Source organism: Kingella potus (genome assembly GCF_900451175.1).
Taxonomy (GTDB): Bacteria; Pseudomonadota; Gammaproteobacteria; order Burkholderiales; family Neisseriaceae; genus Neisseria; species Neisseria potus.
The window spans coordinates 499,728-522,041 of record NZ_UGJJ01000001.1 but is presented as its reverse complement, the minus strand read 5'-3'; the positions used below and the strand labels follow the sequence as shown (position 1 = coordinate 522,041).

The following is a 22,314-nucleotide window of genomic DNA, read 5'->3' as shown; positions in this document are numbered from 1 at the left end:
ATGATACTATTTGTTATAGTGACTTCCATGTCTCAATTAATTACAAAATTATATTGTAGATTTTTTCTAAAAAAGCCATTTATAGATGATTATTCTGAAGTAAATGGTTGGATTTTAAAATTATTTAAAATTGAGTCGTTCTTTTTTGGAGTTGCAGTAGGTGCTGTTTTTTGGTTGTTCCCCTTTATGGGATTAATAAAAAAATAGATCCTATTTATTTGTTCTAAAATATTTAGTATTTTATAAAGGTTATTATTAAAATGGAAAATTTATATATAAATGGTTTTGCTGTAATTGATATTTTAAATAATATCAAAACTATCTCTAACGATGCTGAGAATGGTACGGTAACAGAACATATGATTGATGTGGAGGATAATGTATTATTAAGAAGTTCGCTCATGCATTAATCTAACATTTATTATATTATGTAGATGATATAGTTTGCTAAATATATAAAGGGGAGTTATATTTTGATAAATACAGGATTTAGAGGTTTTTTTTCAGCATTCGGTAAAATATATTTTTTATATTTTATAATACTTTTTAATTTTAGTATGACTGCATTTGCAAAAAGTAATAATCCTGATTTGAATAATGTTTCCTTACAAACTTTGGTTGAGTATATGGTGCAGAGTAATGATAAGCAGACATTTTTAAAAAAATCAGGGTTAGTTTGGGAGAGAAAAACCGATTATCACGGTTATTATTCACTAACTAAAGAAATTGATCCTGTTGGTTATCGGGAAGCAGTTATTAGGTTAAAAGGTTGGCCGTATAGTAAAGACAGTAAAATGGTTGACTATCCCTATCAACATTACGATAAACGAAAAATGTTGAAGAATTATTTAGCTAATGTTTATTTTTCTGTTACATTTCATTTAGATAGAATTAAAAGTATCCAAGTTATGGGTCTTTCTCATTGTGTGAATAAGATATTATGTAGACAAAAAGTCCAGGAGCAGTTTAGTGGGGAAGTTAAGCTAACTAGAATTACAAAATTTTGTAACTTTTGGGCAGATAGTAACTTTTTATATGGGTGGACAGATTTTTATAAAATAAAAATTCGTAATAAAACTGTTTATTTAATGAACGATAATAGTTTTGAGGCTAAGTTTGGTTCAAAAGGTCCTTTTGCTGGGAGCTTTGAGTTGATCTTCACTTATCAATATCCTAAGGATGAGATGAAAAAATTTCAATGCGTTTTAGTTTAGTGAATATTTATCCTGATTTGAGTAATAATATGAAAGGAATATTGTGGAAAATAACAAATTAATTAATGAATCGGTTAAGACAGCTATAGGCTATCAAGGTAAAAGTGTATTATTTCTGACAGATTAACAGCTTAGAAGATCAGCTTCTATTATTTGGAATTAGGAAAAATGTAGACTTTAACAAATACAATAGAATCGACCGTAAATATTTCCAAAAATGCGAGTTTCGTTTTAACTTTGGTATATCGTCGATCAGCTTAAAGTGCTGCGTCGGTAGTATGATTTAGGGTTTGTCTAGTACACTACCTAATTTTATAAAAATAATCTTTCTCAGAGATAGGAAATTTTTCTATTAATAAGGGCTTATGTAATGATAAAATACAACATAAAACTGTGTTTATTATTTGTAGTTTTGTTATTTCCTGTGCTAGCAGTTGATGCGAAAGAAAAATCTTCCGCCGCTGTTTCCCATGCCTGTAAAAATCTGGCCTTGGTAACCAGTACGGAACATTTGTTGTATCAGCTATACAGCAATTTGGATAGCGCGTGCCTGTTTGAAACCCCACCGGATGATTTGGAAAACGTTTGGGGGATCTATGTAACCGATCTTAGAGATGAAAAACGCAGTTCGTTTAGGGACAGGGTGCAGTCTTACAAGCTACCCAGATACTCGAAATTAAGCAAAAACATTGGTGTGCTTATTCAGAAGTTTGAAGATGGCAAGTTGCAGCTGGCTGTTGATACAATAGGGGAAGGAGCGGCACTGGACAGTTCTATTTTGTCAACGCAGGATAAGTTCCCAGACCTGCTCCCTCCGCCTGAACAGGAATATAGCCCCGTCATGATTGCCGGGAAGCCGTGGGGGAAACCCAGAACTGTTGGCGTATATAGGGGAGACTATGCTTATTACTGGAAAGGGAAAAAACTTACTTTATTAATGAAATCCGCTTTTTTCGGATATGTACATCGTTTTGAAGTTTTTTTTAATTAATCATGTAATTTTTATTTAAGGATTGAATTATGGCTGTATTTTCTAAAGAATCAGTAAGTGGGTTGCGTAGTCTTGAAGTGCCAGATCAGACGATACGAGAGCTTGCTAAAAGTAAAACGCTGGTAAGGCAATTAAATCAGCACTATGCCAAAAATGGCATTATAAAATTAAATAATGTGAATGGATTTGCATATGAGACAAAAAGGGATTATGGAGATATTTCAATAGCGGGTAATCAAAATTTAAATGATAGGTTGGAGACGCTGTTTCATGAGCTCGGCCATGCCGATAATCTTGGGTATATGAGAAAAGTAGATTGGCCGCGTGCTGGTTCATTAAGCATGAAAGAGTATTATGAGGCATCATCATTTTCGACAGCACCATCAAAAACAGCGTCAGCTTCCAATGAAAGATAGTAGCTGATGACTTCACGAATTTTGCGGTAAAACAGTGCTGCTGAATTGGGGTGTATGCTCAATAAATCGGCAGCAGAACGGGCGGTAACTTCGAGTATAAAAAATTGAAGGAGTTTCCTTTGGGTACTCTTTTTTAGTTTACAATGGGTTATCTTCATTTTTGCAGTCCAATATGACTGCTTATCTAGTACGATCTCTTATTAAATTAAGGGGCTGTACTAGATAAGCCCTAAATTTCACACCACCGACGCAGCACTTTAAGCTGCTCGGACGGTGTGCCAAAGTTAAAACGAAACTCACATTCTTTCAAGAAAAGTTGGAAAGATTTACGGTCAATTCCATTGTATTTTCGCAGAACCCGTTTTGCCTGATTCCAAAAATTCCCAATGCCGTTGATGTGGTTTTGTCTGTCGGCAAACAGCTTGCTGTGATTGATGCGGTGGTGGGTAAAACCACTTACATCCAACACGTCATAGCTGCTTAAACAATCGGTATAAACCATGCTGTCAGGCATGATTTTTCTTGTAATAACAGGAAGTAAGGTTTCTCTTTTGGCATTCTCAACAACCACGGTATAAACTTTGCTGCCCCGTTATAAGAATACCAAATACCGCCACTTTTCCAGCTGCTCCGCCCCCCCCGTTTGCCTTTGCGATGCCCACCGAAATAGCTTTCATCTAATTCGACAGTGCCATCAAAAACAGCGTCAGCTTCCAATGAAAGATAGTAGTTGATGACTTCACGAATCTTGCGGTAAAACAGTGCTGCTGAATTGGGGTGGATGCCCAATAAATCGGCAGTAGAACGGGCGGTAACTTCGAGTATAAAAAATTGAAGGAGTTTCCTTTGGGTACTCTTTTTATTTTACAATGGGTTATCTTCATTTTTACAGTCTAACATGACTGCTTATCTAGTACAGCCCCCTTTATTTTAATTGAGGTAAAATATAGTGTTCTTTAATTTCTATAAAAATCTTATTTATTCTATCAGGAATACTGAATTTATTTTTTTTGCTTTTCTTTTCGTTTTACTTTTTTTCTCTTCTGTCGCATTTTATTTTCTAAGTAGAGAAAGTTTATTGCTTAATGAGGTAGTAGTTCCGGATGGTATTGAATATGTAGTTGAAGAAGGAGGGATTCGTGTTTCTAATAGATTGACATTTTATTTTAGGGGAGTGAGTTATTCTGCATCGTGTGGAATAGAGGGTGTGGATAATATTAATCCTTGTAATAAAAATTTTTATAATAAAAAATTAATTGGATATAATGTTAAAATTATTGAAATATTTGAAGATTCTAGGCGTAATATTGTAGGATTGCTAGTAAATGGAGACTTTAAAGAAAAAGATAAATCTAGTATGTATCATTTTATTCGAGATGAGGATTTTTTTAATAACGAGTTAAGGCAGGAGAAATTTAAAGTTTATGTACATAAAATTACTTTTATTATTTTTTTAATTGGTGCCTTTATTTCTTTAGTTTGTTTATTTATTTCCGCTAAATATAATTTATTTTTTCGTAATGGAGATTAATTTATGTCTAATGCAAAACCAACGATGGGTGGAACTGCAACAGCAGTTGCAGGCTTGGGAAGCCAATTTGGTAGTAACACTATTGATTCGGTATTAATTTGAAGTTCGGTTTTGCCGAAAGTGTTTTTTGCGGGCGTTGGCTCTGCGTTTGGAAACCCGCGCAGGCTGTGGCAGAATCCCGTTTCTTCACACCATGCTACGGAATCTCTATGAATCTGAAACTAATCTCCGCCTGTCTGTTGGCCGCTGTCGCGCTGGCCGCCTGCGATTCTCAGGCTGACAAAATCGGCAATGCCAGCACGGTGTTTCATCTGCTCGGCAAAAACGACCGCATCGAAATCGAAGGTTTCGACGACGAAGACGTGCAGGGGCTGACCTGCTATCTGTCCTACGCCAAAAAAGGCGGCCTCAAAGAAACTGTAAACCTCGAAGAAGATGCCAGCGACGCATCCGTCGCCTGTGTGCAGACCGCGCCGGCCGTACGTTTTTCCGAACGTGCCGTGGCCAAGCCCAAGCAGGTGTTCAAACGCAGCTCCAGCCTGGTTTTCAAAAGTATGCAGGTCATGCGCTACTATGATGCCAAGCGCAAATCTTTTGCCTATATGGTGTACAGCGACAAGGTCATTCAAGGCTCGCCGAAAAATTCGCTCAGCGCATGGTCTTGTTACAGCGGTGCGGCAGCTTCGGCGGAGGGCGTGTCATCGGGCGGACAGGTTTACGGCTCCTGCATTATCGGAACCGCGCCGCAGAAATAAACGGTAAAAGAGGCCGTCTGAAAACAGTATTTTCAGACGGCCTCTTTGTTTGTAGAGAACCAAATAAAAAGCCGCCGCCCTGCCGTTTGCATGATGGGCAGGGTGTGTCGTTTTGGAGCGCAGGCGTTCTGCGCTGCGGAGGACAGGCCGTCTGAAAAACAAAACGCAAACGGTATTTCAGATGCGCCGAATCCGTGTTTTCAGACGGCCTCGTTTTCTTACGCGGAAACTTTCGTGCAAACCGCAAAAAACGCGTGCGTTGCTGTGCGATACCCCCTGCTTTAACGGCAGAGGCCGTCTGAAAAATTATTTTCAGACGGCCTTTTGATGTCAGTGCGGGGCTTGCGCAGTTTATTTAAACCACGATTTGATTTGTTGGAACAGCGATACGCTCTGTTTCTCAAAGCCGTTTTCGGTCTTGGCCAAACCGTCTTCGGGGGCGGGCGGCGGGGCTTCGCGGTAAACGGGCAGTGCGCCGAAACTTTGCGCCACAGGCATGATTTCGATGGTGTTGACATTCATGTGCGCGGGACGCTGATAGAGCCACAAGGCGGTGTCGGCAATATCTTGGGGGCGGATAAATTCTACGTTTTCATAGAGTTTTGCCGCGCGCTCGTTATCGCCTTTGAAACGCACGTTGGAAAACTCGGTGTTGCCGCACAAACCGGGTTCGATGTTGCTCACACGGATGCCGCTTTCGGCGAGGTCGGCACGCAGGTTGAGGCTGAACTGGCGTACATAGGCTTTGGTTGCGCCGTAAACATTGCCGCCGGGATAGGGGTAGTTGCCGGCAATCGAGCCGATATTGATGATGTAGCCGCTTTTGCGTCCAACCATTTGCGGCACGACTTGGCGGGTAAGGTAGGTGAGGCCGGTGATGTTGGTTTGGATCATGGTCTGCCAGTCGGCAAAATCGGCTTCGTCGGCACGCGCCAAGCCCAAAGCCAAGCCCGCATTGTTGATCAGGCAGTCGATTTGTGCGAAGCCTTCGGGCAGGTTTTGCAGGGCGTGGTCGATGGATTCGGCGCGGGTCATGTCCATTTCGAGCGGGAGGAAACGTTCGCCCAGCTCGGCCTGCAAGGTTTCGAGTTTGTGTATGCGGCGTGCCGCGCCGATGACTTTGAATCCGGCGGCGGCAAAGGTGCGGCACATGGCCTCGCCGAATCCGGCTGATGCGCCGGTGATGAATATTGTCCTATTTGTTTCTTGCCCTGCATTGACTTCTTGCGCCGTATCTGTTTCTTGCGCCGTATCTGTTTCTTGCGCCGTATCTGCTGCTTGTACCATGTCTTTTTCCTGTGTCATGTTTTTCTCCTGTATGAAATAAAAGTTGCAGAAATTTTATTGCAGCAATTTGCCGCCTATGCGTCCGAAAAATTCACTAATCTCAAAATACACGTCGCGTGTGCTGCCGTCGGCAGATTGCACCGTGATTTTGTCGTAAATTCCGGTCTGATCCTGCATCAGAGCCTGTCCTACTTTGCGGTATTGCGGCAGGTTTTCCGCAATCCATTTGTTTTCCGCCGCAATGCCGCGCACCGTATCGTTTTCATGGATTTTTACCGCCCGTGCCATGCTGCTGCCGTCGGCTTTTCCGGCGGCGGAGCGGGTACTGGCGGGCGGGCTTTCGGTATTGCCGGAACGGCCTTTTGCCTGTGCCGCAGGGCTGAGTATGATTGCTGCCAATACGGCGGCTGAAAAAAGGGTGCGTATTTTCATAATGTTGCCTTTTGTCAAAATGAAGTTTGAAGTTTAACCGTTTTCAGACGGCCTTGCCGCACACAATATTCTGTATCGCAATGCAGGCATATCGCTTATATGGCAAAGGCCGTCTGAAAACGGCTTATTTCGCTTTGGGCAGGACAATTGCCGACAAAATAGCGGCGGACAGTCCGCCCGCTGCGGCAAAAACCGGCAGCGTGATAAGGCTCATAACCATCAAACCGACCAGCGTGCCGGCTGCAATACCGATTACCGAGCCGTAAGCCGCTGCCATCAGGCTGCTTTTCCATGAGCGGGTAAGCCGCTCTCGCGCGATCAGCACGCCGCACACGGCGGCAGGAATGCAGCCTGCGCAGCTGCCGATCAAACCGCCTGCATATAAAAAAACAGTATGGAATCAATAAAACTATCTGCCAGACCTTGGTAAGTCGGCCACAATGCGGAAAAAACCGACAGCCCGCCCACGCCGCCGCCCAATAGCGTAAATGCGGCAATCCGATGATGCCGAAAATCATGAAAACATAAATCGGGCTAACCCTGCTTGGGCATCGGGCGAAAAATGTTGAAAACGGGCGCGAACGCTGTTCGCAAACTCTGGATTCAAATTAAATTGGGCATCGGCAAAAATCGCGCCGTTAAATTCTATCGCTTGCAGGCGGGTTAATTCGGCATAAAAAGCCAGAAAATCAAACAGCGAATCGCTTAATAGCAACAGCCTATCATTGCCCGAAATCAGCCCGTAAACGGGGCAACGTGCTTCGCGTATATCGCAAAAAATCAAATCTTCGCCCAGCGTTTGCGCGAAAATTTGGTAACTTTCGCGCCATGCGGGCAGGCAATCCAAGCCTAAATAATCGGGGTTGCGGCTGTCTTCGCCCAGCGCAATCCATTCAATATTGAAAAATCGGTTGCCGAACAAGCAGGAATGCGGCAGAACGATGTGTTGGTAATAAGTCAGCAATTCGCCAGATAGGCTGGCTTGGCAGATGGCTTGGGGCGATGCGGTGTAGGCAAGCAGGGCTGGCTGCGCGTTTGGGTTGGATTTGCTGATGCTTAAATGAAAGCTCGCTACCCAGTTGGTTAAGATGGTTTTGGCGTTCATTTTTGTTCACAAGGCAGCCTGAAAATCAGTCGTCATAATATCCTGCCAGCAGGTGTATCCAAATTTCGCAGCACGCGCAGATGACAAGCATAATCGGTGTGAGCCAGTTGTAGTCATCAGGCGTAAACAAGAGACGGCTGCTTATGTTGTGCAGGGCAAACGTTATCATGATGCCCCACAAGGGTAGGGTGTATTTTGCGTAGATGTTGGATAAATATTGCCAAATTGTGTGCATGATAGGCAGTTTGACTATTTTTTAAAAACGACCAATAACAAAAACAAAATAAAACAAGAAAAAAGAGCGGTTCTGTTATACAAATTTTCCTTTTTCTTAAAATCAAGGCTATTATTTTTCATATTCTGATAGCGAAACCAGCAGGACATTATTCCAAAATACCATGTTCCAATCCAATAATAATCCAATAATAAAAAGCGATGCGTTTGGTGGCAGTCAGATACCCGTGCGTTGGGATATTCGGGCTGCTTGGCGGCAAGATAGCGGCAGCCAAAAAAGGCAATAACGCTTGCAATTATCAAAATAATAATAAGAAAAATCATACTGTTATTAACACTTTACATTGTATCGGCTTTTCTGCACCTATAAAGCGGCGGGAAGTTTTAAGCAGCCCAGAATGCCTGTTTTCAGACGGCCTTACATATTCTGCGCCGATGCAGGGATTGATGATCCCTTAACCGCTATAAAACGGCATGGCAAAACCAATTGCCGGCAAAACACCATACTCCTTGCCCCTGATATTGCCATTGCGCCGCTATTCGAGGCTGCTGCCCACGGCAGCAAATTCCGGCCAAAATAAAAGGGTTCGGACAACGCAAGACAGGCAAAGCGGAACAATATTACCGACAGCGTATTCGGCACGGCTATTTTGCTTACCGTCGAAATCAGCGTTTTCATATTTTCTTTCCCCGTTTGCGACATCGCCCAAACAGCGGGCGTGGTGGCAAGGGTGCGTGTATCGGCGGTGTGCGGGTATGATAACGGAACAATTCCCATCATAACAACACAAGGGCGCAAACCGCGAACCGGCATAAGGGCGGCAGTTTTCTTCCTCCGCGCCGTTTTATTTTGCAATTGAGGCAGTGGGACAGGCGGCGGTGCGGCCGCAGATTTTCCGTTTTGTCCCGATGAGCTGGCCTGCCGCCGGAGCAGGCCTGTCAGGCAGATTCCGTCTTTACGCACAAATACGATATAATCGCACGTTTTTACACAACCCGTTTTCAGACGGCCTGCCGCCCTGCAAAAGGCCGTCTGAAAACCGCCCCGCCAAGGATACGCACACTCATGGATTTAAGCTGGCTGGCCGAGCCGCAGACATGGATAGGTTTCGCCACCCTCCTGCTGCTCGAAGTCGTTCTCGGCATCGACAACCTTGTTTTCGTTGCCATTCTCGCCAACAAAGTCAAACCCCAAGCACGCGACAGAGCCCGCCTCACCGGCCTTTCGCTCGCCATCCTCCTGCGCATCGTCATGCTCGCCTTTATGGCGCACATCATGACCCTCACCGACCCCTTCATGCATTGGGGCGGATATGCCGTGTCCGGCAAAGACCTCATCATGTTTGCCGGCGGCCTGTTCCTGCTCTACAAAGCCACCACCGAGCTGCACGAACGCCTCGAAGGGGCAAACCACTTCGCCGTGGCCGACAACCGCAAAAAACACTCCCCCTTTTGGGGCGTTGTCGCCCAAATCCTGATTCTCGATGCCGTATTCTCCATCGATTCGGTCATTACCGCCGTGGCCATGGTCGAACACATTGTCGTGGCCATGGCCGCCGTTGCAGTGGCCATGAGCGTGATGATGTGGGCCAGCAAAGCCCTGACCGAATTTGTCGACAACCATCCCACCGTCGTCATGCTCTGCCTCGGCTTTCTGCTGATGATCGGTTTCAGCCTGATTGCCGAAGCCTTCCACTTCCATATCCCCAAAGGCTACCTCTACGCCGCCATCGGTTTTTCCGTCCTGATCGAAATTTTCAACCAGATTTCCCAACGCAACACCAAACGCAACGCCTACAGCGGCAGCTCCTGGCGGCAGCGCACCGCCGAAAACGTGCTGGGCATGATGGGCATCCGCGAAAGCGTCCTGGCCGAAGCAGACGGCGGCGGCGAAAGCAGCGAACACTTTGAAGAAAACGAAAAATCCATGATACGCAGCGTACTCACCCTGGCCGAACGCCCCATTCCCGGCGTGATGGTGCCGCGCCGCGACATCGAAAAACTCGACATCTCGCAAAGCAGGGAAGAGCAACGCCGCCAGCTCCAAACCACCCCGTATTCCCGCCTGCTGGTTGTCGGCAAGGCAGGCGTGGACGAACCTTTGGGCTACGTCAGCAAAAAAGACCTGCTCAACCAACTGCTCGATAACGGCGAAATCAACATTCTCGCCGCCCTGCGCCAGCCCCTCGTACTGCCCGACAGCACCACCGCCCTCAACGCCATCGAACTCTTCCGCCAAAGCAGCGCGGACTATGCCCTGGTTGTGGACGAATTCGGTGCGGTACTCGGCATGGTTACCATGAAAGACCTGCTCGAAACCATCGCCGGCGAATTTCCCGAAGAATTCGAGCGCGAAGAAGAAAGCGGACAGAGCGGCGGCGGGCAGGCCGACAGCCTGATTGTCGACGGCAGCCTGGAATACGTCGAGCTTGCCCCCCAGCTCAACCTGCCGCCGCAGGAAGAAGACGCACCCTTCCACACCGTTGCCGGCCTCATCATGGAAGAGCTGGAAAACCTGCCCGAAGTCGGCGAAAGCGCGGACTACTGCGGCTGGCGGTTTGAAGTGTTGGAAAAAGAAGGACAGCGCATCGAAAAGGTCAGAATCAGCAGACTGCCCGAAAGCGGACAATAGCGGATACGCGGCAAAAGGCCGTCTGAAAACCGTATTTATGGTTTCAGACGGCCTTTTTGCATTTTCAATCCATCCGCAGGATAAATCCACGACGGAGCAAAGACGCATGAACCTCTGTATAGGCACATCCTATTAACGGCATCGGGGTGGTATAACAAACGGGAGTCCGTCTGAAATTCTGTAACGCAGATTTTCAGACGGCCTTATTTTCCGAAATCGTGGACTGCGCGTGTCGCCGGGGCGAAACACCCTAATTGGGATTGTTGTGTAGGGTGTGTGGTGCAGCTACGCACGCGGCTTATGCTTTTCAGACGGCCTTTGCCCTGCAGCAGGAGCGCGTGTACCGCTGCGGGGATACACCATACGCAAAGCACCCGCCACCCGAAATCCGTTATTTCCGCGCAGGCGTGAATCTTTTTTGATGCCTAGAACATTGTAAAAACAATCTGCTGCCGGATTAGGGTGAAGACTTCTACCTGCGCGGGAATGATGGTGGGGAGGGTTTTTCAAGGTTGCAATCCGCATCTTGTTTCCAAAGCGGCAGAGGTGCACCGTTTGGAGGCATTTGCCAACCATACCTGTCTGCCTTTCTTGCAGGCCCGACGCTTTGCCTGTCAATGTACAAAGGCCGTCTGAAAACTATAAATACCGTTTGCAGACGGCCTTTGTGCCGACTTTTGGAACAGTGGGAATGCGTGTGTGTCTGTACCACACAAGCTATGGTGGCGGGGTTGGCACGGTGGTGCGCGTTTTCTGCGGGTGGCGTGTTTGGTGGGGCAAGAATATATGAGGCCGTCTGAAAACCCGAAAACGGATTTTCAGACGGCCTGGACTGTTGTTTGCCGGCCTTACGCCGCCAGCACTTCCGCGCCGCCGAGATAGGGGCGCAGGGCGGCGGGGATGTTGATGCTGCCGTCGGCGTTTTGATGGTTTTCCAATACGGCGACGAGGGCGCGGCCGACGGCCAAACCCGAGCCGTTGAGCGTGTGTACCAGACGGTTTTTGCCGTTTTCGTCTTTGAAACGCGCTTTCATGCGGCGGGCCTGGAAGTCTTCGCAGTTGGAGCAGCTCGAGATTTCGCGGTAGGTGTTTTGCGCGGGCACCCACACTTCCAAATCGTAGGTTTTCGCCGCACCGAAGCCCATGTCGCCGGTGCAGAGTGTGATGACGCGGTAGGGCAGTTCCAGCAGTTGCAGGATTTTTTCGGCGTGGCCGACCATTTCTTCCAGCGCGGCGTAGGAGGTTTCGGGGCGGACGATCTGCACCATTTCCACTTTGTCGAACTGGTGCTGGCGGATCAGACCGCGCGTGTCTTTGCCGTGCGAACCGGCCTCGCTGCGGAAGCAGGGGGAGTGGGCGGTGAGCTTCAGCGGCAGGGCGGATGCGGGCAGGATGCTGTCGCGCACGGTGTTGGTGAGCGTTACTTCGGCGGTGGGAATCAGATACTGCGTGGTTTTGCCTTCGTCGCCGCCACGGGTAACGTGGAAGAGGTCTTCGCCGAACTTGGGGAGCTGGCCGGTGCCGAACAGGGTGGAATCGCTGACGATATAGGGCGTGTAGCACTCGGTGTAGCCGTGCTGCTCCGTGTGGGTGTCGAGCATGAATTGGGCAAGGGCGCGGTGCAGGCGTGCGGCTTGACCCTTCATCAGGCTGAAGCGTGCGCCGGAGAGGGCGGCGGCGGTTTCGAAATCCAGGCCGAGGGGTGCGCCCAAATCCACATGGTCTTTCACGGGAAAAGCAAACACGCGCGGCTCGCCGACGCGGCGCACTTCCACGTTATCCGTTTCGTCTCGCCCGTCGGGCACGCTTTCGTGCGGAAGGTTGGGCACGGCGGCCAGCCACGCATCCAATTCGGCCTGCACGGCTTCCAAGGCGGAGGCGGCCTCTTCCAATTCGTTTTTGATGCGGGCAACGGCGGCCATCGTCGCTTCGGCCTCTTCGTGTTTGCCCTGTCCTTTGAGCATCCCGATTTTTTTCGATTCGCCGTTGCGTTCCGCCTGCAATTCTTCGGTTTTCACCTGCAACTGCTTGCGTTTGTGTTCCAGCGCGTCGAAACGCGCGGTGTCGAAATCGAAGCCGCGTGCGGCCAGTCGTGCGGCGGCGGCGGCGGTGTCGTTGCGGAGGAGTTGGATGTCGAGCATTTCGCGCCCCTTTGTTCGGTAAATAAAACGGCGTGCATTGTAAACGATTTTTAAAGCATGGGAAAAACCGCCTCTATGGCAGGGGCAGAAAAGTTCAATCGGTTTTCCGGCGCGGTGCGGGTACAATCGGCTGCGCCGTTTTCAGACGGCCTCTATTTGAAAACACATAACAGGAGTATAAAAATGGAACACAAATTGCCCGAACTGCCCTACGCTTTGGACGCGCTCGAACCGCACCTGTCCAAAGAAACGCTGGAATACCACTACGGCAAACACCACCAAACCTACATCACCAACCTCAACAACCAAATCAAAGGCACCGAATTTGAAAACGCGCCTTTGGAAGAGATTGTGAAAAAAGCCGAAGGCGGCGTGTTCAACAATGCCGCGCAAACCTGGAACCACACCTTCTACTGGCTGGGTTTCACACCCAAAGGCCAGGGCAAGCCCTCGGGCGATCTGGCGGCGGCCATCGATGCCAAGTGGGGCAGCTTTGAGGCTTTCCAAAAAGCCTTCGACACCTGCGCCGCCGGCACCTTCGGTTCGGGCTGGGCATGGCTGGTGAAAACCCCGTCGGGCGAATTGGATTTGGTGTCCACTTCCAATGCGGCCACCCCGCTCAAAAGCGGCAACACCCCGCTCCTGACCTGCGACGTGTGGGAACACGCTTACTATATCGACTACCGCAACAGCCGCCCGAACTATCTGAACGGCTTCTGGGAAATCGTCAATTGGGACGAAGTAGCCCGCCGCTTCGCCGCCTGATGCGGGGCTGAGCGTTTAAAGTTTGTATCAAACAAAAAGGCCGTCTGAAAACCATGTTTTCAGACGGCCTTCTGCTTGGTTTCACGCTAACGGCCTATGTAGGGTGTGTGGCGCAGCCACGCACGCGGTTTTTCGAGGTAGGGCGGGCGGGTTCTATACACGAATCGCATCAAACGCGTGCGTCGCTCGGACTACGCCCTGTGGGGCAGAAACGGACAAACAGGCCGTCTGAAAACGGATTTTCAGACGGCCTCTTGCTTAATCTCATGCTAACGGTCTGTGTAGGGTGTGGCACAGCTACGCACGCGGCTTGGGGTTCCGGCGGCCTCCGTGTCCGCATAATGTAAAACGCGTGCGTCGCTAGGGCGACATACCCTATGGTTATCAATCGCGCGTGCACGCCGCTCGGACGGTACGCCCTGTGGCAGGGGAATCGGGTGCGTGTGCCGTTTGTGCGGCCGCCCGTGCGCTTGGCAAAAACGGATAAACAGGCCGTCTGAAAATCCATTTTCAGACGGCCTGTTTGCAGCCTGCGCTTATTTGTTGGCGGCGCGGGCGGCGGCCACGCCTTTGCTGCGGACGGCGGCACGGGGAGCCGGCTCTTTCATGCCGCGTTCCTGACGGACTTTGGCGATCATTTCGTCCACTTTGTTCATGGAAACGTTCCAGTCGCGGCTGGTAAATTTCATTCTGTATTTGCCGCCGACAATGACGGTGGGCGTGTTTTCGATCTTCATTTGTTCGGTCAGGTCGGCCATTTGTTTGGCCTGTGCCTCGTTGCCGAAGGATTCGTAGGCGGCGAGCAGTTTTTTGCCGTCAAATCCGCTTTGGCTCCCTGCCCACTGCTTGAAGGCGGCAGGGTCGGCAAGGTTGATGTTTTGTTCGAAGATGGCGCGGAAGACGGGCATATTGGCCTGGTGGCGCATATTGCTGCTGCCGACGGCGGCGGCGATGCGCGCGAGCTGCATGTGCTCGGGCTGCCAGACGACGTGGATGGGGCGCAGATAGGTGTCGGATGCCCATTTTTTGCTGTGTTTTTCCATCTCGGGTTCGAGATGGAAGCAGTGGATGCAGAAATAGCCGAAAAATTCGGCAACTTCGATTTTGTCGTTTTGCAGCGGGGCGAGGGGTTTGTCCAATACGGTGTAGTCTTCGCCTTCGACAAGGGCGGCTTGGGCGGAGGCGAAGCCGAAGGTCAGGGCTGCGGCGAGGAGGGTGTGTTTCAGTTTCATGATGTTTCCTGTGGTTGGTTATTGTGCGGGACGTGCGAAGCTGTCTATGCCTTTGCTTTGCAGTTCGCGGCGGGTTTGTGCTGCATCGGCGGCGGAGACGGGGGCGGTTTGGACGCGGTACATGGTTTTGCCCTGTACCTGCGCCTCGACGACACGGGTGTCTACGCCGGCGGCGGCGAGTTTGGCGCGTTGGGATTCGGCTTTGTCGCGGCTGCCGTAGGAGCCGGCCTGGACGACGACGCTGCCGCCGTTTCCGCTGCTGCGGCGGGAAGGGTTTGCGGTGGCCTGGCCGCTGAGGGCGGCTTCGGCTTTGCGGCGTTCGGCTTCGCGGTCGGCGCGTTTTTGGTCGCGGCCGATTTTGCCGTTGAGAATCTGCTCGGGGGTGGGCTTGGCTTTGTCGCGGCGTTTTTGGTCGCGGCGGGTCTGGTCTTTTTTGCCGTTTTTGCCTTCTTCAGTCAGCGGGGAGGGTACGCCGGGGATGATGTCGCTGTCGTCGGCGGCATCCGGCTCTTTGCCGTTGTCGGGCGCGGAATCGGGTTCGGGTTGCTCCGGTGTTTCCCTGTCGGTAGTGCGGCCGCTGTCGGGCGGGAGCGGCTCGGGTTCGGGCTTGGCTTCGGACGCGGGCTGCTGCGGCTCGGGCTTGGGTTCGGGTTTTTTCGGGGAGAGGATTTCGGGCGGGGTCAGTTCTTTTTCCTCGATGGGGGCTTTGAAATCGCGTTTGCGGCTGCTTTCGAGGGTGTAAACGAGGCCGCCGATGATGACGGTGGCCAGGAGGAGGCCGACGATAAAGCCGGTAAGTCCTTTTCCGTGGGGTTTTGCTGTTTTCATAAACTACCTTTTGCAATGTGTTTCAGCCGTCTGAAAAAGTGTGGGAACAGACGGGCGGCGTATTCTAGCAAATATTCAGACGGCCTGTTGCGCTTGTTTGGGTGCGGCGGAACGGGTGGGTTTTCACAGGGCGCGGCGCATGGCTGCGGCGCGCAGGATGTGGCTGCGGCTGACTTCGCTATCGCCGGCAAGGTCGGCGATGGTGCGGGCGGTGCGCATGATGCGGTGGAAGCTGCGGGCGGAGAGGGAGAGTTTTTCGAGGATGCTGCGCAGGGTTTCTTTGGCTTGTTCGGATACGGCGGCGGCGCTGTCGAGTTCGGTGGGGGTGAGTGCGCGGTTGAGCTTGCCCTGCCGCGCGATTTGGCGTTCGCGGGCGGCGAGGACGCGCTGTAAAACCGCCGCGCTGGATTCGCCTGCCGCGCTTTGTATGAGTTCGTCGGCATTCGGGGCGGGGACTTCGATGACGAGGTCGATGCGGTCGATGAGGGGGCCAGAGATCCGGCTGCGGTAGCGTTGGACGGCATCGGGTGTGCAGCGGCAGGGCTTGGACGGGTGGCCGTGGTAGCCGCAGGGGCAGGGGTTCATGGCGGCGACGAGTTGGAAGTCGGCGGGGAATACGGCCTGCCTTGCGGCGCGGGAGATGTGGATTTCGCCGCTTTCGATGGGTTCGCGCAGGGCTTCGAGCACTTTGCGGTCGAACTCGGGCAGTTCGTCGAGAAAGAGTACGCCTTTGTGTGCCAGCGAGATTTCTCCGGGACGGGGGTCGGAGCCGCCGCCGACGAGGGCAACCGCGCTGGCGGAGTGGTGGGGGCTTTTGCAGGGGCGGCTGCGGCTGAAGTTTTGCGTGTGGTGCGGCAGGAGGGACTGCACCGTCCACACTTCGACCAGTTCTTCGTCGGTAAGTGGCGGCAGGATGGAGGGCAGGCGTTGGGCAAGCATGGATTTTCCGGTGCCGGGCGGGCCCATCATCAGCAGGCTGTGTCCGCCTGCGGCGGCGGTTTCCAGAGCGAAACGTGCGCTGTGCTGGCCTTTTACGTCTCGGAGGTCGGGCAGGTTTTGCTTTTCAGACGGCCTCTCGGACGCTTCGGCACGGGGCAGGGGGGCGATGCCGTTGAGGTGGGCGGCGACGGCGGCGAGGCTGTCCGCGCCGTAGGCTTCCACGCCCTGCATCAGGGCGGCCTGTGCGGCGTTTTCGGAAGGCATGACGAAGGCGCGGCCGGACTGTTTGGCCTGCCAGGCCATAGCGAGGCCGCCGCGTATCGGCCGCAGCAGGCCGGAGAGGGCAAGTTCGCCGGCAAATTCGTATGCGGGCAGCTTTTCGGGGCTGATTTGGCCGGAGGCGGCGAGGATGCCGAGGGCAACGGGCAGGTCGAAACGGCCGGATTCTTTGGGCAGGTCGGCAGGGGCGAGGTTGACGGTGATTTTTTTGGCGGGAAACTCAAAGCCGCTTTGGATGAGGGCGGCGCGGACGCGGTCGCGGCTTTCTTTTACTTCGGTGTCGGGCAGGCCGACGATGTTGAACTGCGGCAGGCCGTTGGCCAGGTGGGTTTCCACTTCTACGGGCGGTGCGTCCGCACCGGCAAGGGCGCGGCTGTGTACGACGGCGAAGGTCATGCGGTTTCCTAATATCCTAATATATTGTTTGGTGTGCGCCGGCGGGTGGGAGCCGCGCTTTCAGACGGCCTATTTGAACAGCAGTATCAGCACCAGCGCGATGGCGATGACGGCCAGCCACAGGCTCTGCCGCTGCTGGATTTTAACCAGATGCACATATGCGTCGCGCATTTCCTGCTGGCGGTTTTCATCGACCAGCGCGCTGATTTTGCGCGGCAGGGCGGGCAGGATTTCCGCCCAGTCGGGGGCTTCGTTTTTCAGATTGCGCCACAGGGCTTTGGGGCCGACCTGTTCGTGCATCCATTTGGTGAGAAAGGGTTTGGCGGTTTTCCACAAATCCAAGTCGGGATCGAGCTGCCGCCCCAGTCCTTCGATGTTGAGCAGGGTTTTCTGCAATAAAACAAGCTGCGGCTGGATTTCGACATGGAAGCGGCGGCTCACCTCAAACAGGCGCATGAGGACGAGGCCGAAGGAAATCTGCGAAATCGGTTTGTTGAACACCGGTTCGCACACCGAACGCACGGCCGCTTCGAGTTCTTCCGCACGGGTGTCGGGCGGCACCCAGCCCGATTCGATGTGGGCGGTGGCGACGCGGTGGTAGTCGCGGTTGAAAAAGGCGAGGAAATTGATGGCCAGATAGCGTTTGTCGTAGTCCGTCAGGCTGCCGACAATGCCGAAATCGAGGGCGATGTAGCGGTTGCCTGGGGCGACGAGGATGTTGCCCGGGTGCATATCGGCGTGGAAAAAGCCGTCGCGGAACACTTGGGTAAAGAAAATTTCCACGCCGTATTCGGCCAGCTTGGGCAAATCGGTGCCCTGCGCCCGAAGGGCGGGAAGGTCGGATACGGGCGTGCCGTCCATCCATTCGATGGTCAGCACGTCGCGGGCGCAGTAGTCGTAGAACACTTTGGGCACGGCGAGCATCGGGCTGTCTTTGAAATTGCGTCCGAGCTGGCTGCAATTGGCCGCTTCGCGCAGCAAATCCAGTTCGTCGTGGAGATATTTGTCAAACTCGTCCACCACTTCGCGCGGGCGCAGGCGTTTGCCGTCGGTGAAAAGCCTTTCCGCCCAGCCTGCGCAAAAGCGCAACAAAGCCAAATCCTGTTCGATCACGGGCAGGATGTCCGGCCGCAGCACCTTTACCGCCACTTCCTCGCCGCTGTGCAGCCGCGCCCTGTGTACCTGCGCCACCGATGCGGCTGCCACCGGCACGGTTGCAAATTCCGCATAAAGCTGCTCCGGCGGCCTGCCCAGAGCCGCTTCGATCTGGCGGCGTGCCAAATCCGCATCGAAGGGCGGCACTTTGTCCTGTAATTTCGCCAGCTCTTCGGCATAGGCATACGGAATCAGGTCGGGACGGGTGGACAAAACCTGGCCGAATTTCACAAACACCGGCCCCAGCTCCTCCAAAGCCAGCCTCAGCCTTACCGGCAGGGGCTGCGCCGCCGCTTCGGGCGCGGAGGGCAGCAGCCGCAGCAGCCTGCGCTGCCAGCCGTTGCGCACCAGCGGCAGGGCCAGCTCGGTAAGGCCGTAACGGCGCACGGTTTTCCAAAGGGTTCTGCTGCGTTTGAGCCATTTCATAGCGGGATTCCGTCGGATTCAGAAACGGCGGGATTATAAGGCATGGCACAAAACGGCCGGCAGGAAATTGCGGCGCGGCGGCCGGCGCAGGCCAAAGGCCGTCTGAAAAAGCGTTCCGGCAGCGGCGGATTGGCCGTGCCGCCCGTCCGAAGCGGCGCAAAAGGGAAAATTATGACGAAACTTGACAGGATGTCCGAAAGGTCGAACAATTTGGCTTCCTTTTAACAGGAAAATACATTTTTATTTTTAAAAGAGAGAAAACATGAAAAAAGCAGCATCCCTGTCCGTCATCCTGTCCGCCGCCTTCGCCTTGTCCGCCTGCGGCGGCAACTCCGCCGACAATGCGGCTCCCGCTGCGGCATCGGCCGCTCCCGCTGCCGGCTCTGCCTGCGAGCAGTATGAAAAAGCCTTCGGCGAAATGCTGAACGGCCTGAGCGGCGATGTGAAGGAAGCCCAGCAGAAAGCCTTTGATATGAGCAAAGAAGCGATGAAGAGCCTGCCCGAAGACCAGCGCGAAGCCGCGTGCGGCGAATCGCTCAAAGCTTTGCAGGGCACGCCCGATTCCGCTGACGGGGAAGCCGCTTCCGAAGCTGCACAAGAGGCCAAAGAAGCTGCTTCCGAGGCAGCCGAGGATGCGAAAGAAGCCGCTTCCGATGCGCAAGAGGCTGCCGGAGCAAGCAAAGAGCAAGCCCACTAATCCGGAATTGGCCGCGGCAAAAGGCCGTCTGAAAAGTTTTCAGACGGCCTTTTGCTAAGTCCGCAGCCGGAAATCCGTTTTTATCCGAATACCGAACAGGGAGTAATACCATGATGGCGAAAAAATACCTTGCCGCCCTTACCGCAGCCGCCTTTTTGTCCGCCGCACCCGTGTGGGCGGCCGATAAGGCTGCACAGACGCAGCTTGCCGGGGCGGCAACCGCATTCGACGCGGGGCGGGAAACCGAAGCCCTGGCCGTGTGGCAGCCGCTGGCCGAAGCGGGCAATGCCGAAGCGCAGGCGCGGCTGGGCAGAGCCTATTATCTCGGACGCGGCGTGAAGAAAGATTACGCGCGGGCATTGGAATTGTCTGAAAAATCCGCAAAGCAGGGCAATGCTTTGGGGCAGAACAACCTCGGCGTGATGTATTACTACGGACACGGCGTGTCCAAAAACGTGCGCATCTCCAACGAGTGGGTACGCAAAGCCGCCGATCAGGGTTTTCCGCGGGCGTTGTTGAATCTGGGCAATGCTTATGCGGAAGGCAGCGGCGTGGAAAAGGATCGGAAACAGGCTGACGAATGGTACCGCAAAGCCTTTGCCGCTTATGCAAAAGATGCCGAACGCGGCAATGCGCAAGCGCAGTACGAACTTGCGATGATGTACGGCATCGGGCAGGGTGTGGATAAAAATCCCGAAAAATCATTCGAATGGATGAAAAAATCTGCCGAACAGGGCTATACCGATGCCGAATACGCCCTCGGCCTGCGCTACGGTGTCGGTCATGGAGTGGCGCGGGACGACACACAAGCGGCCTTCTGGTTCCGCAAGGCTGCCGAAAAAGGCCATGCCAAGGCGCAACAGCAGCTTGGTTTGCGGTACGGCACCGGACGCGGTGTGGAAAAAGATTCCGTGCAGGCGGAAAAATGGTATCGCAAGGCCTTTGCCGCTTATGAAAAGGATGCGGTTTCGGGCGATGCGCAGGCGCAATACAATCTTGCGATGATGTACGGCATCGGGCAGGGTGTGGATAAAAATCCCGAAAAATCATTCGAATGGATGAAAAAATCCGCCGAACAGGGCTATACCGATGCCGAATACGCCCTCGGCCTGCGCTACGGTATCGGCCGGGGCGTGGTGCAGGACGACACACAAGCGGCCTTCTGGTTCCGCAAGGCTGCCGAAAAAGGCCATGCCAAGGCGCAACAGCTGCTTGGTTTGCGGTACGGTGCCGGACTCGGTGTGGAAAAAGATTCCGTGCAGGCGGAAAAATGGTACCGCAAGGCCTTTGCCGCTTATGAAAAGGATGCGGTTTCGGGCGATGCGCAGGCGCAATATGATCTTGCGATGATGTACGGCAGCGGGCATAGTGTGGATAAAAATCCTGAAAAAGCATTCGAATGGATGAAAAAATCCGCCGGGCAGGGCCATACCGAGGCCGAATACCAACTCGGCCTGCGCTACGGATTCGGCCTAGGTGTGGCGCAGGATGCCGCACAATCGGCCTTCTGGCACCGCAAGGCCGCCGAAAAAGGCCATGCCAAGGCGCAGGGGCTGCTGGCGGCAAGTTATGCTGAAGGCAGGGGCGTAAAGAAAGATATGGCGGAGGCAGCGAAATGGTATGCCGAATCTGCCGCGCAGGGAGAAGGGTTTTCACAATATAATCTTGCTCTTATGTATTTCAACGGCCTCGGCGTGCGGCAGGACAGGGATCATGCAGTCCACCTGCTGACCCGTGCCGCCTACGGGGGCAGGGCGAATGCGCAATACCTGCTTTCCGTCCTTTACGCACAAGGTGCGGGCGGCGTACAGCAGGACGACAAACTGGCCGTTTACTGGCTGGCCAAAGCGGCCGAACAGGGCGATCCCCGCGCCGAGTACGGTATGGCCGTGCGGTACAGCACCGGACAGGGCGTGGAAAAAAACAGTGCCGAATCATTGAAATGGCTGAAAAAAGCGGCCGCGCAGGAAAGCTCCGTATCCGTTATCGCCCAATATGAGCTGGGCAAGCTCTATCTCACAGGCGAATCAGTTCCCAAAGACGACGGGCAGGCCGCCCTGTGGCTGGGCAAAGCCGCCGGCCACGGCTATACCCATGCGCAGAGTAGATTGGGCAGAATGGCCATTCTCGGAAAAGGTATGCCCCAAGACGAAGCCAAAGGCATAGAGCTGCTGCGTGCGGCGGCGGAAAAAGGCGATGTTTTAAGCCAAACCCTTCTTGGTGCCGCCTATGTCTGCGGCTGTTACGGGGTGGGGCAAAATGCCGCCGAAGGCCGCGCATGGCTGGAAAAAGCCGCCGCGCAGGGCGGGAAAGAGGCCCGCGCCTATCTCGACAAATACGCGGAGCGGAAAAAAGAGGATTCCGCCGAATAAAGGCCGGGCCGGCTCCGGCCGCTGCGGCGGATGCCGCCTGCCGGAGCACATCAGGCCCATATCCACGGCAAAGGCCGTCTGAAAACCGCATCGGCGGTTTCAGACGGCCTTTTTGTGCGGATATTCCGCCAAACGCAGGCAGAGCGCGAAACAGCGCGCGCCGCTGCGGCGGGATACCTTGTGCGGATGGTCTTTTCCAAAAACTTTGGGAGCGCGTGCGTCGCTGGGGCGACACACCCTACGCGTGTGGCGGGTATTGGTTTTCAGACGGCCTTTTTGTGCGGATATTTCGCCAAACGCAGGCAGAGCGCGAAACAGCGCGCGCCGCTGCGGCGGGATACCTTGTGCGGATGGTCTTTGCCAAAAACTTTGGGAACGCGTGCGTCGCTGGGGCGACACACCCTACGCGTGTGCGGGCATTGGTTTTCAGACGGCCTTTTTGTGTTGTGTCCGGCAAACCGCAGTTTGTACGGTGTAGGGTGTGTCG

21 protein-coding genes and 2 pseudogenes are annotated in these 22,314 nt (G+C 53.0%); 10 read left to right on the top strand and 13 right to left on the bottom strand.

Annotated elements, in window-relative coordinates:
* Nucleotides 1–260 precede the first annotated feature (260 nt).
* From DYE40_RS12785 to DYE40_RS12145, 4 genes are all read left to right on the top strand, one after another.
* The gene (locus DYE40_RS12785; protein ID WP_218564327.1) at nucleotides 261–410 is read left to right on the top strand and encodes a hypothetical protein; all 150 of its coding nucleotides are present in this window, start codon (nucleotides 261–263) and stop codon (nucleotides 408–410) included.
* A gap of 63 nt (nucleotides 411–473) precedes the next feature.
* On the top strand, nucleotides 474–1,214 hold the full coding sequence (locus tag DYE40_RS02275) for a hypothetical protein (protein WP_147286553.1): 741 nt from the start codon (nucleotides 474–476) through the stop codon (nucleotides 1,212–1,214).
* A 370-nt stretch (nucleotides 1,215–1,584) separates the two neighbouring features.
* Nucleotides 1,585–2,205, top strand: a complete 621-nt coding sequence (locus DYE40_RS02270; RefSeq protein ID WP_115307548.1) for a hypothetical protein — start codon at nucleotides 1,585–1,587, stop codon at nucleotides 2,203–2,205.
* Between the two features lie 29 nt (nucleotides 2,206–2,234).
* Nucleotides 2,235–2,621: a hypothetical protein gene (locus tag DYE40_RS12145; protein WP_147286552.1), complete on the top strand. Its 387-nt coding sequence runs from the start codon at nucleotides 2,235–2,237 to the stop codon at nucleotides 2,619–2,621.
* Here the strand turns inward: DYE40_RS12145 and DYE40_RS02265 are convergent.
* Together DYE40_RS02265 and DYE40_RS02260 are read right to left on the bottom strand one after the other, a co-directional pair.
* Nucleotides 2,564–2,779 (bottom strand): annotated as a pseudogene (locus DYE40_RS02265) (IS1595 family transposase); the annotation flags it as partial. The gene DYE40_RS12145 and the pseudogene DYE40_RS02265 overlap by 58 nt on opposite strands.
* A gap of 71 nt (nucleotides 2,780–2,850) precedes the next feature.
* Nucleotides 2,851–3,505 (bottom strand): annotated as a pseudogene (locus DYE40_RS02260) (IS1595 family transposase).
* Nucleotides 3,506–3,570: 65 nt separating this feature from the next.
* Between DYE40_RS02260 and DYE40_RS12140 the strand changes: the two are divergent.
* Together DYE40_RS12140 and DYE40_RS02255 are read left to right on the top strand one after the other, a co-directional pair.
* Nucleotides 3,571–4,152, top strand: a complete 582-nt coding sequence (locus tag DYE40_RS12140; RefSeq protein ID WP_147286551.1) for a hypothetical protein — start codon at nucleotides 3,571–3,573, stop codon at nucleotides 4,150–4,152.
* A gap of 209 nt (nucleotides 4,153–4,361) precedes the next feature.
* Complete coding sequence (locus DYE40_RS02255; RefSeq protein WP_115307547.1) at nucleotides 4,362–4,907, top strand: CreA family protein; 546 nt, start codon at nucleotides 4,362–4,364, stop codon at nucleotides 4,905–4,907.
* Between the two features lie 351 nt (nucleotides 4,908–5,258).
* On the opposite strand, the gene DYE40_RS02250 is transcribed toward DYE40_RS02255, so the two are convergent.
* The 6 genes from DYE40_RS02250 to DYE40_RS12135 form a co-directional block, all read right to left on the bottom strand.
* A complete protein-coding gene (locus DYE40_RS02250) occupies nucleotides 5,259–6,059 on the bottom strand; it encodes an SDR family NAD(P)-dependent oxidoreductase (RefSeq protein ID WP_244733321.1) in 801 nt (266 codons plus the stop codon).
* 189 nt (nucleotides 6,060–6,248) lie between these two features.
* Nucleotides 6,249–6,626: a hypothetical protein gene (locus DYE40_RS02245; RefSeq protein WP_115307546.1), complete on the bottom strand. Its 378-nt coding sequence runs from the start codon at nucleotides 6,624–6,626 to the stop codon at nucleotides 6,249–6,251.
* A gap of 124 nt (nucleotides 6,627–6,750) precedes the next feature.
* Nucleotides 6,751–6,996: a hypothetical protein gene (locus DYE40_RS02240; protein WP_115307545.1), complete on the bottom strand. Its 246-nt coding sequence runs from the start codon at nucleotides 6,994–6,996 to the stop codon at nucleotides 6,751–6,753.
* Between the two features lie 144 nt (nucleotides 6,997–7,140).
* Nucleotides 7,141–7,731: a hypothetical protein gene (locus DYE40_RS02235; protein ID WP_115307544.1), complete on the bottom strand. Its 591-nt coding sequence runs from the start codon at nucleotides 7,729–7,731 to the stop codon at nucleotides 7,141–7,143.
* A 25-nt stretch (nucleotides 7,732–7,756) separates the two neighbouring features.
* Nucleotides 7,757–7,966, bottom strand: coding sequence for a hypothetical protein (locus tag DYE40_RS02230; protein WP_115307543.1), 210 nt, complete (start codon nucleotides 7,964–7,966; stop codon nucleotides 7,757–7,759).
* A 417-nt stretch (nucleotides 7,967–8,383) separates the two neighbouring features.
* Entirely contained in the window at nucleotides 8,384–8,644 is a 261-nt protein-coding gene (locus tag DYE40_RS12135) for a hypothetical protein (protein WP_147286550.1), read from the bottom strand.
* A 387-nt stretch (nucleotides 8,645–9,031) separates the two neighbouring features.
* Here DYE40_RS12135 and DYE40_RS02225 point away from each other — a divergent pair, with 387 nt between their 5' ends.
* The gene (locus tag DYE40_RS02225) at nucleotides 9,032–10,597 is read left to right on the top strand and encodes a TerC family protein (RefSeq protein WP_115307542.1); all 1,566 of its coding nucleotides are present in this window, start codon (nucleotides 9,032–9,034) and stop codon (nucleotides 10,595–10,597) included.
* An 848-nt stretch (nucleotides 10,598–11,445) separates the two neighbouring features.
* Here the strand turns inward: DYE40_RS02225 and serS are convergent.
* Nucleotides 11,446–12,738, bottom strand: a complete 1,293-nt coding sequence (gene serS / locus DYE40_RS02220; protein ID WP_115307541.1) for a serine--tRNA ligase — start codon at nucleotides 12,736–12,738, stop codon at nucleotides 11,446–11,448.
* A 183-nt stretch (nucleotides 12,739–12,921) separates the two neighbouring features.
* On the opposite strand from serS, the gene DYE40_RS02215 reads away from it, so the two are divergent.
* Nucleotides 12,922–13,503: a superoxide dismutase gene (locus DYE40_RS02215; RefSeq protein WP_115307540.1), complete on the top strand. Its 582-nt coding sequence runs from the start codon at nucleotides 12,922–12,924 to the stop codon at nucleotides 13,501–13,503.
* A 536-nt stretch (nucleotides 13,504–14,039) separates the two neighbouring features.
* On the opposite strand, the gene DYE40_RS02210 is transcribed toward DYE40_RS02215, so the two are convergent.
* The 4 genes from DYE40_RS02210 to ubiB form a co-directional block, all read right to left on the bottom strand.
* Nucleotides 14,040–14,735 carry a thiol:disulfide interchange protein DsbA/DsbL gene (locus DYE40_RS02210; RefSeq protein ID WP_115307539.1) on the bottom strand — a complete coding sequence of 232 codons (696 nt, stop codon included), beginning with the start codon at nucleotides 14,733–14,735 and terminating at the stop codon, nucleotides 14,040–14,042.
* 18 nt (nucleotides 14,736–14,753) lie between these two features.
* Nucleotides 14,754–15,563: an SPOR domain-containing protein gene (locus DYE40_RS02205; RefSeq protein WP_115307538.1), complete on the bottom strand. Its 810-nt coding sequence runs from the start codon at nucleotides 15,561–15,563 to the stop codon at nucleotides 14,754–14,756.
* A gap of 123 nt (nucleotides 15,564–15,686) precedes the next feature.
* Nucleotides 15,687–17,177 (bottom strand): YifB family Mg chelatase-like AAA ATPase, encoded by a 1,491-nt coding sequence (locus tag DYE40_RS02200; RefSeq protein WP_115307537.1) that lies wholly within the window; start codon nucleotides 17,175–17,177, stop codon nucleotides 15,687–15,689.
* Nucleotides 17,178–17,246: 69 nt separating this feature from the next.
* The gene (gene ubiB, locus DYE40_RS02195; protein WP_115307536.1) at nucleotides 17,247–18,758 is read right to left on the bottom strand and encodes a ubiquinone biosynthesis regulatory protein kinase UbiB; all 1,512 of its coding nucleotides are present in this window, start codon (nucleotides 18,756–18,758) and stop codon (nucleotides 17,247–17,249) included.
* Between the two features lie 262 nt (nucleotides 18,759–19,020).
* Here ubiB and DYE40_RS02185 point away from each other — a divergent pair, with 262 nt between their 5' ends.
* Both DYE40_RS02185 and DYE40_RS02180 read left to right on the top strand, forming a co-directional pair.
* On the top strand, nucleotides 19,021–19,455 hold the full coding sequence (locus DYE40_RS02185) for a DUF5339 family protein (RefSeq protein ID WP_115307534.1): 435 nt from the start codon (nucleotides 19,021–19,023) through the stop codon (nucleotides 19,453–19,455).
* Between the two features lie 110 nt (nucleotides 19,456–19,565).
* Nucleotides 19,566–21,827 (top strand): SEL1-like repeat protein, encoded by a 2,262-nt coding sequence (locus DYE40_RS02180; protein ID WP_115307533.1) that lies wholly within the window; start codon nucleotides 19,566–19,568, stop codon nucleotides 21,825–21,827.
* Nucleotides 21,828–22,314: the final 487 nt, after the last annotated feature.

Bases quoted from the DNA above. Each gene is read 5' to 3' on its own strand.
- DYE40_RS02235 (WP_115307544.1), bottom strand. From the start codon at position 7,731: ATGAACGCCAAAACCATCTTAACCAACTGGGTAGCGAGCTTTCATTTA.
- DYE40_RS12785 (WP_218564327.1), top strand. From the start codon at position 261: ATGGAAAATTTATATATAAATGGTTTTGCTGTAATTGATATTTTAAAT.
- DYE40_RS12145 (WP_147286552.1), top strand. From the start codon at position 2,235: ATGGCTGTATTTTCTAAAGAATCAGTAAGTGGGTTGCGTAGTCTTGAA.
- DYE40_RS02210 (WP_115307539.1), bottom strand. From the start codon at position 14,735: ATGAAACTGAAACACACCCTCCTCGCCGCAGCCCTGACCTTCGGCTTC.
- serS (WP_115307541.1), bottom strand. From the start codon at position 12,738: ATGCTCGACATCCAACTCCTCCGCAACGACACCGCCGCCGCCGCCGCA.
- DYE40_RS02230 (WP_115307543.1), bottom strand. From the start codon at position 7,966: ATGCACACAATTTGGCAATATTTATCCAACATCTACGCAAAATACACC.
- DYE40_RS02180 (WP_115307533.1), top strand. From the start codon at position 19,566: ATGATGGCGAAAAAATACCTTGCCGCCCTTACCGCAGCCGCCTTTTTG.
- DYE40_RS02205 (WP_115307538.1), bottom strand. From the start codon at position 15,563: ATGAAAACAGCAAAACCCCACGGAAAAGGACTTACCGGCTTTATCGTC.
- DYE40_RS02225 (WP_115307542.1), top strand. From the start codon at position 9,032: ATGGATTTAAGCTGGCTGGCCGAGCCGCAGACATGGATAGGTTTCGCC.
- DYE40_RS12135 (WP_147286550.1), bottom strand. From the start codon at position 8,644: ATGAAAACGCTGATTTCGACGGTAAGCAAAATAGCCGTGCCGAATACG.
- DYE40_RS02215 (WP_115307540.1), top strand. From the start codon at position 12,922: ATGGAACACAAATTGCCCGAACTGCCCTACGCTTTGGACGCGCTCGAA.
- DYE40_RS02245 (WP_115307546.1), bottom strand. From the start codon at position 6,626: ATGAAAATACGCACCCTTTTTTCAGCCGCCGTATTGGCAGCAATCATA.
- DYE40_RS02200 (WP_115307537.1), bottom strand. From the start codon at position 17,177: ATGACCTTCGCCGTCGTACACAGCCGCGCCCTTGCCGGTGCGGACGCA.
- DYE40_RS02270 (WP_115307548.1), top strand. From the start codon at position 1,585: ATGATAAAATACAACATAAAACTGTGTTTATTATTTGTAGTTTTGTTA.
- ubiB (WP_115307536.1), bottom strand. From the start codon at position 18,758: ATGAAATGGCTCAAACGCAGCAGAACCCTTTGGAAAACCGTGCGCCGT.
- DYE40_RS02255 (WP_115307547.1), top strand. From the start codon at position 4,362: ATGAATCTGAAACTAATCTCCGCCTGTCTGTTGGCCGCTGTCGCGCTG.
- DYE40_RS02250 (WP_244733321.1), bottom strand. From the start codon at position 6,059: ATGTGCCGCACCTTTGCCGCCGCCGGATTCAAAGTCATCGGCGCGGCA.
- DYE40_RS02185 (WP_115307534.1), top strand. From the start codon at position 19,021: ATGAAAAAAGCAGCATCCCTGTCCGTCATCCTGTCCGCCGCCTTCGCC.